17 protein-coding genes are annotated in these 16,635 nt (G+C 67.9%); 8 read left to right on the top strand and 9 right to left on the bottom strand.

The window, feature by feature from the left end; genetic code table 11:
- Positions 1–98: 98 nt before the first annotated feature.
- On the bottom strand, positions 99–866 hold the full coding sequence (locus LO55_RS00750) for an SDR family NAD(P)-dependent oxidoreductase (RefSeq protein WP_071360054.1): 768 nt from the start codon (positions 864–866) through the stop codon (positions 99–101).
- A gap of 140 nt (positions 867–1,006) precedes the next feature.
- Between LO55_RS00750 and LO55_RS00745 the strand changes: the two genes are divergently transcribed.
- The 5 genes from LO55_RS00745 to LO55_RS00725 are packed head-to-tail and all read left to right on the top strand — an operon-like array spanning position 1,007 to position 5,399.
- Entirely contained in the window at positions 1,007–2,392 is a 1,386-nt protein-coding gene (locus LO55_RS00745) for an alpha/beta hydrolase (RefSeq protein WP_071360053.1), read from the top strand.
- Positions 2,393–2,402: 10 nt separating this feature from the next.
- Positions 2,403–3,137: an ABC transporter ATP-binding protein gene (locus LO55_RS00740; protein WP_071360052.1), complete on the top strand. Its 735-nt coding sequence runs from the start codon at positions 2,403–2,405 to the stop codon at positions 3,135–3,137.
- On the top strand, positions 3,134–4,300 hold the full coding sequence (locus LO55_RS00735; protein ID WP_071360051.1) for an ABC transporter permease: 1,167 nt from the start codon (positions 3,134–3,136) through the stop codon (positions 4,298–4,300). Before LO55_RS00740 ends, LO55_RS00735 begins: the two co-directional genes overlap by 4 nt.
- Positions 4,300–4,800 (top strand): RNA polymerase sigma factor, encoded by a 501-nt coding sequence (locus tag LO55_RS00730; protein ID WP_071360050.1) that lies wholly within the window; start codon positions 4,300–4,302, stop codon positions 4,798–4,800. The genes LO55_RS00735 and LO55_RS00730 overlap by 1 nt, the downstream gene beginning before the upstream one ends.
- Positions 4,797–5,399 (top strand): hypothetical protein, encoded by a 603-nt coding sequence (locus LO55_RS00725; protein ID WP_071360049.1) that lies wholly within the window; start codon positions 4,797–4,799, stop codon positions 5,397–5,399. Before LO55_RS00730 ends, LO55_RS00725 begins: the two co-directional genes overlap by 4 nt.
- Here the strand turns inward: LO55_RS00725 and LO55_RS00720 are convergent.
- From LO55_RS00720 to LO55_RS00710, 3 genes are read right to left on the bottom strand one after another with little or no spacing between them, the layout of a single operon-like run.
- The gene (locus LO55_RS00720; protein ID WP_071360048.1) at positions 5,389–5,901 is read right to left on the bottom strand and encodes a TPM domain-containing protein; all 513 of its coding nucleotides are present in this window, start codon (positions 5,899–5,901) and stop codon (positions 5,389–5,391) included. The genes LO55_RS00725 and LO55_RS00720 overlap by 11 nt on opposite strands.
- Positions 5,901–6,728, bottom strand: a complete 828-nt coding sequence (locus tag LO55_RS00715) for a TPM domain-containing protein (RefSeq protein WP_071360047.1) — start codon at positions 6,726–6,728, stop codon at positions 5,901–5,903. Before LO55_RS00715 ends, LO55_RS00720 begins: the two co-directional genes overlap by 1 nt.
- Before the next feature lie 6 nt (positions 6,729–6,734).
- Positions 6,735–7,346 carry a LemA family protein gene (locus LO55_RS00710; RefSeq protein ID WP_071360046.1) on the bottom strand — a complete coding sequence of 204 codons (612 nt, stop codon included), beginning with the start codon at positions 7,344–7,346 and terminating at the stop codon, positions 6,735–6,737.
- A gap of 149 nt (positions 7,347–7,495) precedes the next feature.
- Between LO55_RS00710 and pyrF the strand changes: the two genes are divergently transcribed.
- Complete coding sequence (gene pyrF, locus LO55_RS00705; protein WP_040777044.1) at positions 7,496–8,320, top strand: orotidine-5'-phosphate decarboxylase; 825 nt, start codon at positions 7,496–7,498, stop codon at positions 8,318–8,320.
- Between the two features lie 37 nt (positions 8,321–8,357).
- Here pyrF and sbcB read toward each other — a convergent pair whose 3' ends face one another.
- Together sbcB and LO55_RS00695 are read right to left on the bottom strand one after the other, a co-directional pair.
- Positions 8,358–9,803 (bottom strand): exodeoxyribonuclease I, encoded by a 1,446-nt coding sequence (gene sbcB / locus LO55_RS00700; RefSeq protein ID WP_071360045.1) that lies wholly within the window; start codon positions 9,801–9,803, stop codon positions 8,358–8,360.
- A gap of 87 nt (positions 9,804–9,890) precedes the next feature.
- On the bottom strand, positions 9,891–10,853 hold the full coding sequence (locus LO55_RS00695) for a GGDEF domain-containing protein (RefSeq protein ID WP_071360044.1): 963 nt from the start codon (positions 10,851–10,853) through the stop codon (positions 9,891–9,893).
- A gap of 113 nt (positions 10,854–10,966) precedes the next feature.
- On the opposite strand from LO55_RS00695, the gene LO55_RS00690 reads away from it, so the two are divergent.
- The gene (locus LO55_RS00690) at positions 10,967–11,779 is read left to right on the top strand and encodes a helical backbone metal receptor (RefSeq protein WP_071363642.1); all 813 of its coding nucleotides are present in this window, start codon (positions 10,967–10,969) and stop codon (positions 11,777–11,779) included.
- A gap of 44 nt (positions 11,780–11,823) precedes the next feature.
- On the opposite strand, the gene LO55_RS00685 is transcribed toward LO55_RS00690, so the two are convergent.
- Entirely contained in the window at positions 11,824–12,201 is a 378-nt protein-coding gene (locus LO55_RS00685) for an HPF/RaiA family ribosome-associated protein (protein WP_005668793.1), read from the bottom strand.
- Positions 12,202–12,511: 310 nt separating this feature from the next.
- Here LO55_RS00685 and LO55_RS00680 point away from each other — a divergent pair, with 310 nt between their 5' ends.
- Positions 12,512–14,140, top strand: coding sequence for a methyl-accepting chemotaxis protein (locus LO55_RS00680; protein ID WP_071360043.1), 1,629 nt, complete (start codon positions 12,512–12,514; stop codon positions 14,138–14,140).
- 28 nt (positions 14,141–14,168) lie between these two features.
- On the opposite strand, the gene LO55_RS00675 is transcribed toward LO55_RS00680, so the two are convergent.
- Positions 14,169–15,416, bottom strand: a complete 1,248-nt coding sequence (locus tag LO55_RS00675; RefSeq protein WP_071360042.1) for an MFS transporter — start codon at positions 15,414–15,416, stop codon at positions 14,169–14,171.
- Positions 15,417–15,533: 117 nt separating this feature from the next.
- A complete protein-coding gene (locus tag LO55_RS00670) occupies positions 15,534–16,562 on the bottom strand; it encodes a CDP-6-deoxy-delta-3,4-glucoseen reductase (RefSeq protein ID WP_071360041.1) in 1,029 nt (342 codons plus the stop codon).
- Positions 16,563–16,635: the final 73 nt, after the last annotated feature.

Here is a 16,635-nt window from a genome sequence, read left to right as displayed (position 1 = left end):
GACAGGTGTAATTATCGGGGTCGGCCATTCGGGTGTCCAATTGCGAGTTTGGATACCAGACATGCGTTAAAGTAATATCTGCCCCGTTTCGGTCATTGTCAGTCGCGTACCGGCACCGTGTAGTTCAGCGCCATGCGGCCGCCGTCGGCGTACAGCGTCTGGCCGGTCATGTACGACGCGTCGTCGCTGGCCAGGAAGGCGGCGATCGAGGCGACTTCTTCCGGCTCGCCGCAGCGGCCCAGCGGCGTGCGCGACAGGATGGTGTGACGGGCCTCCGGGCTGCCCAGCACGGCCTGCCTGGCCAGTTCGGTCAGGATGGTGCCCGGGCCGATCGCATTGACGCGGATGCCATATTGGGCCAGGGCGATCGACGCCACCCGGGTCAATTGGTTGACGCCGCCTTTCGACACCACATAGGGCACCTGGTTCGGGATGGTCAGCTCGGCGTTGACGCTCGACATATTGATGATGCAGCCGCCTTCGCCGCGTTTCACCATGTCGCGCGCCGCCGCCTGGCTGCACAGGAACATCGATTTCAGGTTCACGCGCAGCACGCGGTCGAAATCGTCTTCTTCCAGGTCGAGGAAATCGGCCGCATGGGTCACGCCCGCGTTGTTGACCAGGATGTCGATGCGCCCGAACGCGTCGAGGGTGGCCTGGATCATCGCGTCGACCTCCTTCTTGACGCCGACGTCGGCGCGGAAGAAGCGGGTGGCGTCGCCCAGGCTGGCGGCGGCCTGCTCGACTTCAGGCTTGAGGTCGACGAGCATCACGCGCGCGCCTTCGCGCACCAGGCGCTGGGCGCAGGCCAGGCCGATGCCCTGGCTGGCGCCGGTGACGATGGCAATCTTCTGGTTGAGTTTCATGGCGGGCTTTCGTAGAGAGGCAAAGGCCGCCATTCTAACCACTCGTCGCGGCTACCCGTCATGCATGATCGTCGATGCGCGTGTAAGTTTTCCATGCGGCGCGCGACTAAGCAGGTATCTCCACCACAACGGGAACAAGCATGACCCGCAAGCATCTCGCCCTCGCCTGGACCCTGTTCCTGTCGATGCTGCTGTATTCCGGCATGGCCGCCGCCCTCGCGCCCTGCCACCTGCCGCATTTCCCCGAGCGGGTCGAGTGCGGCACGCTCGACGTGCCGGAAGACCGGGCCAATCCGGCCGGCCGCCGCATCACGATTCACTTTGCCCGCATCAAGGCCACCGCGAAACCGGCGGCGCCCGACCCGCTGCTGGTGCTGGCCGGCGGTCCCGGCCAGGCCGCCATGGACTACGGGCCGCTGCTGGCCACCGCCTTCCGTGAAGTGCGCAAGCGGCGCGACATCCTCCTGGTCGACCAGCGCGGCACCGGCCGATCGAACCCGCTGCGCTGCCCGATGCCCGAGGCGGCGATCGCGCAAGGCGACACGGCAGCGGCCCAGGCCAGCCTGCGCGCCTGCCTGGCGGGACTCGACGCCGACCCGCGCCACTTCCATACCGAAGCCGCGCTGGCCGACTTCGAGGAGCTGCGGCGCGCGCTCGGCTACCGCCAGTTCAGCCTGTGGGGCGGTTCGTATGGCACCCGCACCGCGCTGATGTATGCGCGGCGCTATCCCGGCAGCGTGCGCGGCATGGTGCTCGATTCGGTGGCGCCGCCCAATGCCCGCATCCTGCTGTCGTCGCGTCACGCCCAGACGGCGCTCGAGCGCCTGCTGGCCGACTGCGCCGCCGACCGGGGCTGCGCCAGGGCCTTCCCGAACCTGGCGCGCGAGCTCGACGCCGTGCTGGCGCTGCCGGCCCTCGGTCCGCACCAGGCCGGGGCGGTGCCGCAACTGCTGCGTGGCGCCATGTACAGCGCCCAGCATGCCAGCGTGCTGCCGTTCGCCATCCACGCCGCCGCCAATGGCCGGCCGCAGCCCCTGCTTGCCCTGTACGACGCCCTGGCCGGCTGGAGCCTGGAAGGCATGACCTTCGGCCAGACCCTGTCGGTGCTGTGCGCTGAAGAAGCGCCGTTCACCCATGCCGCCGCCATGCGCGATGACGCCGGCGCAAGCCGCTTCGGCGAAGACTATGCAAGGGGCTGGCGCGACTGGTGCGCGGCATGGCCGGCGGCGCGGCTCGACGCCGAACTGACGCGCGCCGTCGTGTCGGACGTCCCGACGTTGCTGCTGGCGGGCGGCCTCGATCCGGTCACGCCGCCGGAAAACGCCCACCTGGCGGCGCGCACCTTGCGCCACAGCCGGGTGCTGGTGGCGGCCGGCGCCGGCCATACCTTCAGCGGCGCCGGCTGCGCGCCGCGCCTGATCGCCGCCTTCCTCGAGCATGCCATTCCCGCCGCCGTGGACGGCGCCTGCCTGGCGGCGATTCGCCGTCCCCCGTTCGTGCTGGCCGACGGCCAGCCCACCCTGTGAGGAGCGCGCCATGATCGTCGTGAACCGGATCGGTAAACGTTTCAAGACCTTGCAGGCCCTGGACGAGGTCAGCTTCACGGCCCGTCCCGGCGCCATCACCGCGCTACTGGGGCCGAACGGCGCGGGCAAGTCGACCTGCCTGCGCATCCTGTATGGCCTGCTGGCGCCGGACAGCGGCAGGGTCGCCATCGACGGCATCGACGTGACGCGCGCACCGCTCGCCGCGCGGCGCCGGCTCGGCATCGTCACCGACGAATTCGGGCTGTATGAGCGGCTCACGCCGCGCGACCACCTGCGCTATTTCGGCCGCCTGCACGGCATGCGCGGCGCCATGCTCGAACGCGCCATCGAGCGCGTCGTGCAGGAGGTGGGACTGGAGGCCGAAGCGGGGCGCGCCTGCAACGGATTTTCGGCCGGCCAGCGCATCAAGGTGGCGCTGGCGCGCGCCTTGCTGCATGATCCTGCCGTGCTGGTGCTGGACGAGCCCACGCGCGGCCTGGACGTGATGAGCACGCGCGCCGTGCGCGAGGCCTTGATGCGGGCAAGGACGCGTGGAGCAGCGGTGCTGCTGTCGACCCACGTGATGCAGGAGGCGGCCCAGTTGTGCGACCAGGTGGTGGTGCTGGCCGCGGGCCGGGTGCGCTTTGCCGGGACGACGCCGGCGCTGCTGGCGCAGACCGGCAGCAGCGGCCTGGAACAGGCATTCGTCGAAGTGATCGGCAGCGATGAGGGGATGGCGGCATGAAGGGACAGGCACTGTGGACCGTGGTGACGAAAGAGGTGATGGATGCCGTGCGTGACCGCCGATCGATGATGGCGGGATTGCTGTTCGCGCTGCTCGGCCCCTTCGTACTGGCGGCCGTGCTCAAGGCGATGATCGCGTCCGAGCTTGACGCCGGCGTGCGGCCGCTGCACCTGGTGGGGGCGGCCCATGCGCCAGGGCTTGTGCGGCACCTGGAGGCCGCAGGCGTCACGCTGCGGGAGAGCGACGCGAAGCCGGAGAGCCTGCTGGCGGCTGCGCCGGGCTCGGTGGTGCTGGAAGTGCCGGCGCGGGCGCCGCGCGAACTGGCCCAGGGACGCGAGGCCACGCTGGCCCTGTGGGCCGACATGTCCGATGACGACGCCCGGCGCCAGGTCCAGCGCGTGCAGGCGCTGGTGGCGGGCTACGGCGCGCAGCTGTCCGGCCAGCGTTTGCTGGCTGCCGGCGTGGCGCCCGGCCATGCCGGCGCCCTGCACCTGCAACTGCGCGACATGGGCAGCCAGGGCGGACGCGCGGCGCTGGTGCTGGGCGCCTTGCCGCTGTTCTGGCTGCTCGGCCTGGTCGTCGGCGGCTCGCACGTGGCCCTGGACGCGACCGGCGGTGAACGCGAACGGCGCTCGCTCGAGGCCTTGCTGGCGCAGCCGGTGGCGCCCGCTACGCTCTTCATCGGCAAATGGCTGACCGCCTCGCTGTTCGGCTACGCCAGCAGCGCCGCGGCGCTGCTGCTGTCGGTGCAGGCGCTCGAACGCCTGCCGCTGCATGAAGTGGGCGTCGCCTTCGCGCCCGACGCGGCGCTGCTCGTGCAGATGCTGATCATCCTGCTGCCTCTGGCGCTGCTGGTGGGCGCCCTGCAATGCGTGGTGGCGCTGCATGCCCGCACTCACAAGGAAGGGCAGATCTATCTCAACCTGCTGCAACTGGCGCCGATGCTGCTCATGATGGAAAAGCTCGGCCCCACGTCGCCGTCCACCGCCCATCTGCTGCCGATGTTCAGCCAGCACGCCCAACTGAGTGCGCTGCTCGCCGGCCAGGCCGTGGCGCCCCAGCTGCTGGCGTTGTCGGCGGCCGGCTGCCTGGGCGCCGCCGCCTTGCTGGTCGCCTTCGGCAGCCGGCGCCTGGCCAGCGAACGCTTCGTGTTCGGGCTGTGATGACCGCTTCGCAGGACAGTGAATTCAAGCGCTTGATGGCCGAGCATGGCGGCATGCTGATGCGCTTCGCCGCCAGCTTCGAGCGTAACCGCCATGCGCGCGACGACCTGGTGCAGGACGTCATGCTCGCCGTGTGGCAGGCCTTGCCGGCCTTTCGCGGCGAATCGAGCCTCAAGACCTATGTGATCGGCGTCGCGCACCGGCGCTGCGCCAGCCATGTGATGCGCGCGGCGGCGCAGCCGCAGCACGAGGAGCTTGACGAGGAATGGGTTGACCAGCAACCAGGGCCGGAAACCCTGGCTGGCCTGAACCAGCAGCAGCAACGCCTGCTCGTCGCGCTGCGCCAGTTGCCGGTCGGGCAGCGCCAGCTGGTGCTGCTGGCGCTCGAAGGGATGCGCTATGAAGAGATCGCGCAGTTGCTCGGCATCTCGGTGAATAATGTCGGCGTGCGGCTCAATCGCGCCAAGGCCGCGCTCAAGGAAAGGCTGGAGGAACGATGAACGATGCGGATGAATGGGCGAAGCTGCAGGATGCCTGGGGCGCGGATGCGCCGACCGCCGTGCCGTTGCCCGACGTGGCGGCGATGATTGCGCGCGCGCGGCGCGAGCGTCGTTTGATCATGTGGACGATCGCGGGCGAGTGGGCTTTGGCTGCGGTGGCTGCCGGCATGCTGGTCGCCCGCTGGCCCTTGCTGGATACCGAGGGCATCATGTTGCCGTGGACGATGTTCTATGTGCTGGTGATGTGCTTCGTCATGGTCACCTATACCTGGACCCGCCTGCAGGCCTTGCAGGAGCCAGGCGGCGCCAGCCTGCGCGACTGGCTGGATCTGCGGCGTCGCCGCGCGCTGCTCGGCTTGCGTCTGGCGCGGCTGACGCGCTGGACCACCATCGCTCTGTCGCCGGCGCCGGTGGTCTCCCTGATCACGGCGCGCGACGCCTGGAATGCGGCATGGTCTTCGGTGGCGGTGACCCTGGTGCTGGCAGGCGGCTGGGTATGGGCGCGCCACAAGACGCGCCGCATGAGGGTGGAAATCGCCGAGGTCGGCGCGCTGGCGCGCGAGTGGCTGGACGAGCAGGACGGGACGACTACAGCATGACCGGCCGGTCCGGCAGCTCGTTGGGCCGCTCGCCGCTGGACGGGAAGTGCTCGCGCAGCAGCGCGTTGACCTGGTTGACCGCGGCCAGGGTCGCATCATGGAAGCTGCCTTGCCTGAAGCCCTCGGTCATGGTGCGGCATACGGCCTGCCAGGTGGCGGCATCGATCTTGCGGTCGATGCCGCGGTCGGCCACGATGTCGATCTTGTGCTCGGCCAGGTTCACGTAGATCAGCACCCCGCAATTGTCTTCGGTGTCCCACACGCCATAGTCGGCGAACAGGGCAATCGCGCGCTGGCGGTTGGTGACGCCTTCCCAGGCCGCCTCGAACGGCAGCGATTTCTCGACGATCAGGCGCACTTCGCCACGGTGGGTGCGTTCACCAAGGTCGATCGCTTCGGCGATCGCGTCCAGGGTCGCGTCGGGGAAGGCCTGCTTCGCCTCGCTGGCGCTGCTCTTCCAGTGGCGCCAGGCGCGGCGCATCTTGTGTGTCATCGATCCCATTACCAGTCTCCCGAGGCGCCGCCGCCGTCGAAGCCGCCGCCGCCGCCCGAAAAGCCGCCGCCGCCGAAGCCACCGCCGCTGCTGCCGAAACCGCCGCCACCGCCGCGGCTCATATTGCCGATGATGTTGCCGAGGACGAAGCCGGTGGTGGCGCTGCCCCAGTGCGACTGGCCGCGCCGCGTGCCGACCGTGCGTCCGCGGCGCGGCCGGAATACCGAGCGCAGCATGGAGGCGCCGATGATGATCAGGAAGATCGCCCACAGCGGGAAGCCGCCGTCGCTCGCCGCCTGGCGCTGCTGTTGCTGCGGCGGTGGCGCCGGGAAGGCTTCCTGGTTGAGCAGGGTGGCGATGGCGCCGACACCGGCGACCAGGCCCTCGTAATAGTGTTCTTGACGGAAGTGCGGCGCGATCACGTCCTGCAGGATGCGCTTGGATTGGGCGTCGGTCAGCACGCCCTGCACGCCGCGTCCGGCCTCGATGCGCAGGCGGCGCAGCGCACTGGGGTTATCGCGCGCCACCAGCAGCAGCACGCCGTCGTCGACGCCCTTGCGACCCAGCCGCCAGGCGTCGGTGACGCGGATGCTGTACTGCTCGATCGCCTCGGGCTCGGTCGACTTCACCAGCAGCACGGCGATCTGGCTGCCGGTCTTGGCTTCGTAGTCGGCCAGCACCGCTTCCAGGCGCTGGCGCTGGGCGGCGTCGAGCATGCCGGCCTGGTCGGTGACGCGCGTGGTCAGCTTTGGCACAGGCTGCAGCTGAGCGAATGCCGATGCGCTGGTAGCCAGCGCGAGCAGCACGATGCAGAAAAAACGCGACAGTGCGGTCATGCCGGCTTACTTGCCGAAGTCGACCGTCGGTGCGGTCGAGATCGCCTTCTCGTTCTCGACGGTGAACGAGGGCTTGGTGTCATAGCCGAACACCATCGCCGTCAAGTTCTTGGGGAACTGACGCACGGTCACGTTGTAATCCTGGACCGAGGCGATATAGCGCTGGCGCGCCACCGTAATGCGGTTTTCCGTGCCTTCCAGTTGCGACTGCAGGTCGCGGAAGCTCGTGTCGGCCTTCAGGTCGGGGTATTTTTCCGAGACCATCATCAGACGCGACAGGGCGCCGGACAGCTCGCCCTGCACCTGCTGGAACTTCTGGAAGGCCTCGGGGTTGTTCAGCACCTCGGGCGTGATCTGGAAGCTGGTGGCCTGGGCGCGGGCGCGGGTCACCGCTTCCAGCGTGGCGCTCTCATGCGAGGCGTAGCCCTTGACGGTGTTGACCAGGTTCGGGATCAGGTCGGCGCGGCGCTGGTACTGGTTCACCACCTCGCTCCATGCCGCCTTGGTGGCTTCGTCCTTGGTCTGGAATTCGTTGTAGCCGCAGCCGGACAGCAGGGCGCCGGCCAGGACGGCGCCGCCGAGGAGACGGGCCCAACGGAAAATCAGGGAATTGGTCATGATGTTGTTTGCGTGTACAAGTTGTCGAATGATCAAAATATACCTGAAACAGCCACAGTTTGGCGTCCGGGGGGCGCTTGAATAGCGGCGATGGACCGCCGGCGGTTACAATAATGGGTTTGCATTTACAAAGATACAAGGGGCTAGAGGTGAATTTTATCAACAAACTTTCCGCCGCATGGGCCCGCAACGATTCGCTGCTGTGCGTCGGCCTCGACCCGGACCTGGCGCGCCTGCCTGCCCACTTGCAGGGCCAGCCGGACGCCATCGTCCAGTTCTGCAAGGCCATCATCGACGCGACCGCCGACCTGGCCTGCGCCTTCAAGCCGCAGATCGCCTATTTCGCCGCCCTCGGCGCCGAAGACCAGCTGGAACAAATCTGCGCCTACCTGCGCGCCACCTACCCGCACATCCCGCTGGTGCTGGACGCCAAGCGCGGCGACATCGGCGCCACCGCCCACCAGTACGCGCGCGAAGCGTTCGAGCGCTATGGCGCCGACGCGGTGACGGTCAGCCCCTACATGGGCTTCGACTCGGTCGAGCCCTATATGGAATGGCCGGACCGCGGCGTGATCGTGCTGTGCCGCACCTCGAACGCGGGCGGCTCCGACCTGCAGTTCCTGGACGTGGCGGGGCGTCCGTTGTACCAGCACGTGGCCCAGCTGGTCGCCGACAAATGGAACCGCAACGGCCAGTGCGCGCTGGTGGTGGGCGCGACCTTCCCGGACGAGATCGCGCAGGTGCGCAAGCTGGTGGGCGACATGCCGCTCTTGATCCCGGGCGTGGGCGCCCAGGGCGGCGACGTCGAGGCGACCGTCAAGGCCGGCCGCACGGCGGCGGGCGCGGGCATGATGATCAATTCGTCGCGCGCGATCCTGTATGCGACGCCGCAGGAGGGCGAGGATTTCGCCCAAGCGGCGCGGCGCGTGGCGCGCGAGACGCGCGATGCGATCAACGCATATCGCCACGCTTGATCCCGGGTCGTGGACGCCTCCGCCGTCCACGACACGTTCAATATCGGTCGGGAGCGATCGACTCGGCGTAATCGTACAAGGCGCCGAGGATTTCCTCCGCGCGCTCGTCCGCCGTCTCCGACAAGGCATCGATCTCGGTAAACAGCTGGTCGACCGTACGCGCCCCATGCGCACCCTCGAACAGCCGCGCCGCCCGGTGCGCTTCCCACAGCTGCATCTCGTCTTCCGAAAGCGTGTGCGGGAAATTGCGCGCGCGGTAGCGGAACAATAGTTCGTTGAGGCGCTCGTCCTCGAAGCTGACGCGCCGCGCCAGCGCCTCGGGCTTCTGCATGCGCAGGGACTCGAGCTGGCGGCGGTCGTCGCGGCTGACGAAGCCGCCGTACAGGTCTTCGTCGACGTCCACCGTCTCGCCCGCGCCGGGCTTGGCCAGCACCTGGGCCCAGATCGCCCGCATGTCCGGCCCGCCGGCCGCCAGCGCGGCGTGCGCGCGACCGCGCTCGAGGTCAATGTCCCAGCGCGTGGCCAGGTCGGCCCGCAGGGTCTTGAGGTTCCCGACCAGCATCGGCGATTTATTCAGGTGCACGCTCTTGATCGGCAGCCGGGTCACGCCTTCGGGCAAGTCGCCGGCGCGCGTAAACATGCGCGTGCGGATGGTGTCGGCGTCGAGCGCGAACAGTTCGGACGGGTCGTGGCGGCAATCCCAGACCAGCACCTCGTTCTTGTTGGTCGGATGCTGGGCCAGCGGATAGACCAGGCCCAGGCAGCCGTATTCGACCGGGAACATGCCGGACACGTGCAGGAAAGGCTGGCGCTGGCCCGGGTCGAGGTGCAGGCCGATCTCGGTCGCGACCCGGTCCTTGCGGCGCAGCTCGAGGCAGAAGTCGAACAGGCGCGGTTGCCTGTCGCGGATCAGGCGCGCCAGCGCGATGGTGGCGCGCACGTCGGACAGCGCATCGTGCGCCGCCTCGTGGGCCAGGCCGTTGGCGGCGCTCAGGTGTTCCAGCTTGAAGCTCGGCTTGCCGTCGTCGCGGGTCGGCCATTCGATGCCCTCGGGGCGCAGCGCGTATACCATGCGCACCACGTCGAGCAGGTCCCAGCGGCCGCAGTTGTGCTGCCACTCGCGCGCGTAGGGATCGATCAGGTTGCGCCAGAACAGGAAGCGGGTCACCTCGTCGTCGAAGCGGATCGTGTTGTAGCCGACGCCGATCGTGCCCGGCTCGCTGAAGGCGGCTTCGATGCGGCGCGCGAATTCATGTTCGGGCACGCCTTGCTCGAGGCAGTGCTGCGGGGTGATGCCGGTGATCAGGCACGATTGCGGGTCGGGCAGGAAGTCGTTGGCCGGCTGACAGTACAGCATGACCGGCTCACCGATCTCGTTGAGGTCGGCGTCGGTGCGGATCGCGGCGAACTGGGCCGGGCGGTCGCGGCGCGGCACCGCGCCGAAGGTTTCATAGTCGTGCCAGAGGAAGGTATGCGTGCTCATGTGTTGTTGTTGTGTGTGCTGCTTCACAGCGTCAACCAGCATGGTGGCACATCCGCGCCGATCAGTCACGGCCGGCGGCAAGCGACTTCAAGCGCAGACGCGGTCGCGTCCCGCCTGCTTGGCGCGGTACAGGGCGGCGTCGGCCGCCGCCATCAGGCCGCGCTCGTCGTCGCCGGGCGCCAGGCTGGCCACGCCGAAGGAGGCGGTCAGGTGCGGCAGCGGCAGGCGCATGTCGGGGAACACGACGGCCAGGCGCAGGCGCCGGCACAGGCGTTCGGCCACCCCGGTGGCCAGTTCCGGCGTGGTGTCGGGCAGCACGGCCAGCATCTCCTCGCCGCCATAGCGCACCGCGAAGTCGGACGGGCGCAGCGCGGCGCGGATCACGTTCGCCGCTGCGGCCAGCGCGGCGTCGCCGGCGATGTGGCCGTGGGTGTCGTTGAAGCGCTTGAAGTGGTCGAGGTCGATCATCACCAGCGACAGCGCCCTGCCGTCGGTGGCCGCGCGCGCGGCCAGCTTGGGCAGCATCTCGCCCAGCCAGGCGCGGTTGTACAGGCCCGTGAGCGGGTCGTTGAGCGAGAGCTGGCGGTAGAATTCGCCCAGCTTCTGGCGCCGGCGCAGCAGGGCGTTGGTGGCGCGGATGCGGAAGGACAGCAGGCGCAGCAGGTTACGCGCCAGCACGCTGGAGCGTTCGATCAGGGTCCACACCATGTCGGACTCGATCACCAGGAGTTCGGTGTCCTCGAGCGCCGTCATCGCCGCCAGGTTCGCCGCGTCGTCCAGCACCGCCTGTTCGCCGACGCTCTCGCCCGGGAGGATGCGGCTGGTGTTGCCTTCGTCGCCGGCATGGGCGTCGGGTGCGATCTCGAGCACGCCCGACAGGACGATGTACAGGCGCGCCTGGCCGCCATCGTCGATGCGGCGACCGCGCGCCATGCGCACGACGGCGCAGCCAGCCACCATCGCGGCGATGGCCGGGTCGGTCTCGTCGCGAAACAGGTGCAGGTCGCGCAGCGTCGTACGGGAAGCACCGAAGGTGCCGATGTGTTCCAAGTGGGGCCTCGAGCGAATCGCGTAAGGTTGAGTCCTTACAGCGGTGAAATGATAGCCTATCGGACCTGGAATGCGTATTCGGCGCGGCTTAAACAACAATGGTGAAACATCGCATGACGACTTCTGACAATCTCCTCGTCGACGCGCTGGGCCGGCGGCATGCCGTGGCCGCGGACGCCCGCATCGTGTCGCTGGTGCCGTCGATCACCGAGCTGCTGTGCGACCTCGGCCTGGCGCCGCGGCTGGTCGGCCGCACCGGTTTCTGCATTCACCCGAAGGCGGCGGTGGCGGACATCCCCAAGGTCGGCGGCACCAAGGACGTCAACCTCGAGAAGATCCGCAAGCTGGCGCCGACCCACGTCGTGGTCAACATCGACGAGAACGAAAAGCCGACCGTCGACGCGCTGGCGCAGTTCGTGCCGCACGTGGTGGTCACCCATCCCCTGGTCCCGCACGACAACCTGGCGCTGGCGCGGCTGATGGGCGGCATCTTCGGCGCCGGGGAACAAGCCGGGGCTTGGTGCGGGGCCTTCGAGGAAGAACTGGCGCGGCTGCGCGCCTTGCCGGCCGGCCCGGCGCGCACGGTCCTGTACTGCATCTGGCAAGACCCATGGATGAGCGTGTCGAAAGACACGTATATCGCCGCCATGCTGGCCGAACTGGGCTGGCGCGTGCCCGCGCTGGGAGCGGCGCGCTATCCCCGTTTCGACTGGTCCGAAGCCCTGGTGGACGGGCTCGACGCCGTGCTGCTGTCGACCGAACCCTACCGCTTCACGGAGGCGCACGCGGACGCGCTGGAAAAACAGATCGGGATTCCGGTGCTGCTGGTCGATGGCGAGATGATGTCGTGGTACGGCAGCCGCGCGCTGGCGGGCTTGCGCTATCTGCGCGAAGTGAGGGCGATGCTGGAGGGGAGCGCTGCGTAGGCTGAAGGCAGGCCCGGACGGGCCTGCGCTTCATTGGTTCACGATCACATGTCCGTCAAGTGCTTGTCGGCGGTTGGATCTTCGGTGTGCGTGATCGAGGCGGCGCGCTGCTTGTCCTGCAGGCGGCCGATCGCGCTGTCGAGGGCGCGCGCCAGCTTGCCGCCGGCGTTGTTGATGGCCTGGTGCAGGTCGGTGGCGTGCTCGTGGATGACGATCGGCGCGATGCCCGCCAGGCGTGCTTCCAGCATGCAGGAATTGCCGCCGTCCGCTTTCTTCTCCTTGTTCTCATTGCTCAGGTGAACGTCAACACGGTTGACCTGGTCGCCGAAACGACCGATGGAGGAGCGCACGACTTCCTGGACGTGCTCGTCCAGGCCCTGATGCTTGTTGATGGTGTTATCGGTATTTACATTGATCTGCATGGATGGCTCCTGTAGTCATTACGGCTTCATCTTACACCTCCCGCGATTTTCGCCGCGTCCACCTGAATTGCCGTCCTGACAATGACGCCAAGGTATCAATGTTGCTGAATTTCCACAACGCAATTATTTGCTCGTTTTGTAGGATCGGTCCTACTAAAATCCAGCAATGACGCAAAATTCTATCGAATTGTTTCACGTAAAAGTTCAAAAGTCACAACAGTCGAAAGACCGGTGCGTGCATGAAACGATAAAAATACGCAGATGCCTCGCTGAATCGGCAGACGCAATGACAGGGATTGGAAGGAATAAAATGCAATTAATGCAATTGAAAATCGGCCAGCGCCTGGCCCTCGCTTTCGGCCTGGTGTTGGTGCTGCTGGCCGTCGTACTCGGAACGGGCGTGCAGAAGCTGAGCGCCATGAACGACCTGTTGGTCAGGGTCGTCGAGGTGAACAATGCGAGGATCGATGCCGCCGCCGCGATGCGCGACAACCTGCGCCGGATCTCGATCGCGGTGCGCGACATCACGATCATTTCCGACGAGGCGCTGATGCAGGAACAGTCCACCGCGATCGTCAAGGCGCGCGAAGCCTACGAGAGCGCGGCAAGCAAGCTCACGGCGTCGATCACTTCCGAGGAAGGCAAAGCCCAGCTCGCCAATACCGCGGCGGCGGCGGCCAAGGTACTGCCGCTGGTCGCGAAGGGCGAGGCGCTGGCGAAGCAGAACGAGCTCGAGGCCGGCCGTGAATTCCTGCGCACCGAGTTCGTGCCGGCGATGCGCGGCTGGACCGCGTCGATCGACGAGATCATTACCCTGCAGAGCCAGCGCAACAACGAGGACCAGGAGCGCGGGCGTACCGCCTATGCGCAAGCGCGCGCGCTGATGTTCGGCGTGGGTGGCGCAGCCCTGCTGGCCGCGGTCGCGGTCGCCTGGCTGATCACCCGTTCGATCGTCAAGCCGCTGAATCAGGCGGTGGAAGTGGCGCGCACCGTCGCCGCGGGCGACCTGAGCAGCGAGATCGAGGTCACCTCGACCGATGAGACGGGCCAGCTCCTGCGCGCGCTGAAAGAGATGAACACGAACCTGCGCGACATCGTCAGCCAGGTGCGCGAAGGCACCGACACCATCGCCACCGCTTCGGACGAGATCGCGGTGGGCAACCTCGACCTGTCGAGCCGCACCGAGCAGCAGGCCAGCTCGCTGGAAGAAACCGCCTCGTCGATGGAAGAACTGACCTCGACCGTCAAGCAGAACGCCGAACACGCACGCCAGGCCAATGGCCTGGCGCGCTCGGCCTCCGACGTCGCCACCCGCGGCGGCGTCGTGGTATCCAGCGTGGTCGACACCATGGGCGCCATCCATGCGTCGGCCAGCAAGATCGTCGACATCATCTCGGTGATCGACGGCATCGCCTTCCAGACCAACATCCTGGCGCTGAACGCGGCGGTCGAAGCGGCGCGCGCCGGCGAGCAGGGCCGCGGCTTCGCCGTGGTGGCAAGCGAGGTGCGCAACCTGGCCCAGCGTTCGGCCAGCGCGGCCAAGGAAATCAAGACGCTGATCGACGACTCGGTGACCAAGGTCGACGAAGGCAGCCGCCTGGTGACCCAGGCCGGCGCCACCATGGACGAGATCGTGGTGAGCGTCAAGCGCGTCACCGACATCATGGGCGAGATCACGGTCGCCAGCCACGAGCAGGAAAACGGCATCGAGCAGATCAACCAGGCGGTCAGCGAGATGGATGCGGTGACCCAGCAGAACGCGGCCCTGGTCGAGGAAGCGGCCGCCGCCGCCCAGTCGCTGAAGGAGCAATCGGCGCGCCTGGCCGAGACGGTCAGCGTGTTCAAGCTGGAGACTGGCCAGCGCACCGCCGGCGCGGCCCGTCCGGCGGCATCGGCATCGGCATCGGCATCGAACCGGCGCGCGCTGGCGGTGGCCTGAAGTCAGGGCAGGGGCGACGGCGCGGGCGTCAGCTCGCGCGCTCTTTTTCGTGGTGCGGGAAGCGGTCCATCCTGGACAGCACCGGGAACAGCACCGCCCACAGCCCGGTGACCACCAGCGTGGCAACGCCGCCGAGCAGGATGGCGCGCGTGAGGCCCAGCCAGCCGGCGGTGACGCCGGATTCGAATTCTCCCAGCTCGTTCGAGGCGCCGATAAACACCGAGTTCACGGCGCTGACCCGGCCGCGGATCTCGTCCGGGGTCTCGTACTGCACCAGCAGGTGGCGGATGTAGACGCTGACCATGTCGCCCACGCCGAGCAGGAACAGGGCGGCCAGGGCGACCGGGAAGCTGTCGGTCAGGCCGAGCAGGATCACGCAGACGCCGTACAGCGCGACGCCGCCGAACATCCAGGCCCCGACCCGGCGCGTGATCGGGAACATCGCGAGCGTGATCGAGCACAGGGCGGCGCCGACGCCGGGCGCGGTGCGCAGGAAACCGAGGCCGGTGGGCCCGGCGCCGAGGATGTCGTGGGCATAGGCCGGCAGCAGGGCGGTGGCGCCGCCGAACAGCACCGCGAACAGGTCGAGCGAGATGGCGCCCAGCACGATCGGGCGCGAGCGCACGAAGCGCAGGCCCTCGAGCAGGGTGTGCCAGCTGACCGGCGCCTTGTTGATGATCTGCTGGATGCTGCGCGTGTTCGTCATTAGGAGCACCGCCAGCGCCAGCAGGCTGGCCGACGTCATGTGCACGACCTGCGCGCCGAACACGTACAGCAGGCCGCCGACGATCGGTCCCAGGATCATCGCCACGTGCATGGTCGAGGAGCCGAGCGCCACCGCCTGGCTGAATTCGCGGTCGGGCACCAGGTTCTTGAGCACCGCCTGCGAGGCCGGCATCATGAAGGCGCGCGCGCTGCCGAACACCACCAGGATCGCGAACACCGGCCACACGACCGTGCTGCCGCTGGCGGTGAAGGCGATCAGCAGCGCGCTGCACAACAGCTGCACCGCCATGCAGGCCATGACGATCAGGCGCCGGTTGTAGCGGTCGGCCACGTGGCCGGCCCACAGGATGAACAGCAGGAATGGCGCGAACTGCGCCAGGCCGATCAGGCCGAGGTCGAACAGGCTGCCGGTGATCTGGTACACCTGCCAGCCGATCGCCACGCTCTGCATCTGGACGGCGAAGGTGGCGAGGAAGCGCGCCGAGAGATAGAAGGCGAGATTGCGGTTGCGCAGGACGCCGAGGCGGCCGGAGGGAGACAGCAGGGACATGGATTGTTCGGGGCGACGGGAGAACCCATCATTGTGCCCGAAGATGCGGCGCCGCGTCGGCGCCGGGTAGGGTGGACGGGTTTCCCGTCCACGCGTACAACCGGCCCAGCAATGGCATCAGCCGTTAGCGAGATCCGCTTCGGTGGTGAACGAATCGGCGAAGAACTCGTCTTCGGGCAGGCCGCACAAGGCCGTGTAGTCGCGGCGCGCCGAATCGACCATCACCGGGGCGCCGCAGGCGTAGACCTGGTGCCCCGACAGGTCGATGATGTCCTGCATGACGGCCGCGTGCACGAAGCCGGTGCGGCCGGTCCAGGCATCCTCGGGCAGCGCGTCCGAGATCACCGGCACGTAGGTGAAGTCGGGCAGCGTGGTTTCCCAGGCGCGGCACAGCTCGTCCATGTACAGGTCTTGCGGACGGCGGCCGCCCCAGTACAGGCGCACGGGGCGGGTCGACTTCAGGTGCATCAGGTGCTCGACCAGGGCCTTGACCGGGGCGAAGCCGGTGCCCGAGGCCAGCAGCACGATCGGCTTGTCGGATTCTTCGCGCAGGAAGAAGGTGCCCAGCGGCCCCTCGAAGCGCAGGATGTCGCGTTCCTTCATGGCGCCGAACACGTGGTCGGTGAACAGGCCGCCCGGCAGGTGCCGGATGTGCAGTTCGAGCGGGCCTTCGAACGACGGCGCGTTGGCGATCGAGTAGGCGCGGCGCTTGCCGTCCTTGAGCAGGAATTCGATGTACTGGCCGGCGCGGTAGGCCAGCAGCTCGTTGGCCGGCAGTTGCAGGTTGACGATCGCGACGTCGGGCGCGGCGCGGCGGATGGCGGCGATCCGGGTCGGCATCTTGCGCAGCGGGTAGTCCGAGCTGCCGCCGACTTCGCGCGCCTCGATCACCAGGTCGGCGCTCGGCACGGCGCAGCAGAACAGCGACATGCCGCCGGTCTTTTCGATGTCGGACAGCGCGCGCTGCTGGTGCGGCTTGTGCTCCACCGCGCCATCGAGCACCTTGCCCTTGCACGAGCCGCAGGCGCCGTTCTTGCAGCCATATGGCAGGCCGATGCCGGCGCGGATGGCCGCGGAAAGGACGGTTTCATCGGCTTCGCAGGTGAACTGGCTGCCGCTGGGCTGGACGGTGATCTGGAAGGTCATGCGATTCGGTGGTTGGCGCGCAAGCTAAGCGCAAGTGGTTGATCCTATGGCGATTTTGTCGCAACTGGGCGCT

This window comes from Massilia timonae (assembly GCF_001866515.1).
GTDB classification, from domain to species: Bacteria; Pseudomonadota; Gammaproteobacteria; order Burkholderiales; family Burkholderiaceae_D; genus Telluria; species Telluria timonae.
The sequence above is the reverse complement of the archived record's forward strand: the minus strand, read 5'-3'. Positions and strand labels throughout refer to the sequence as shown.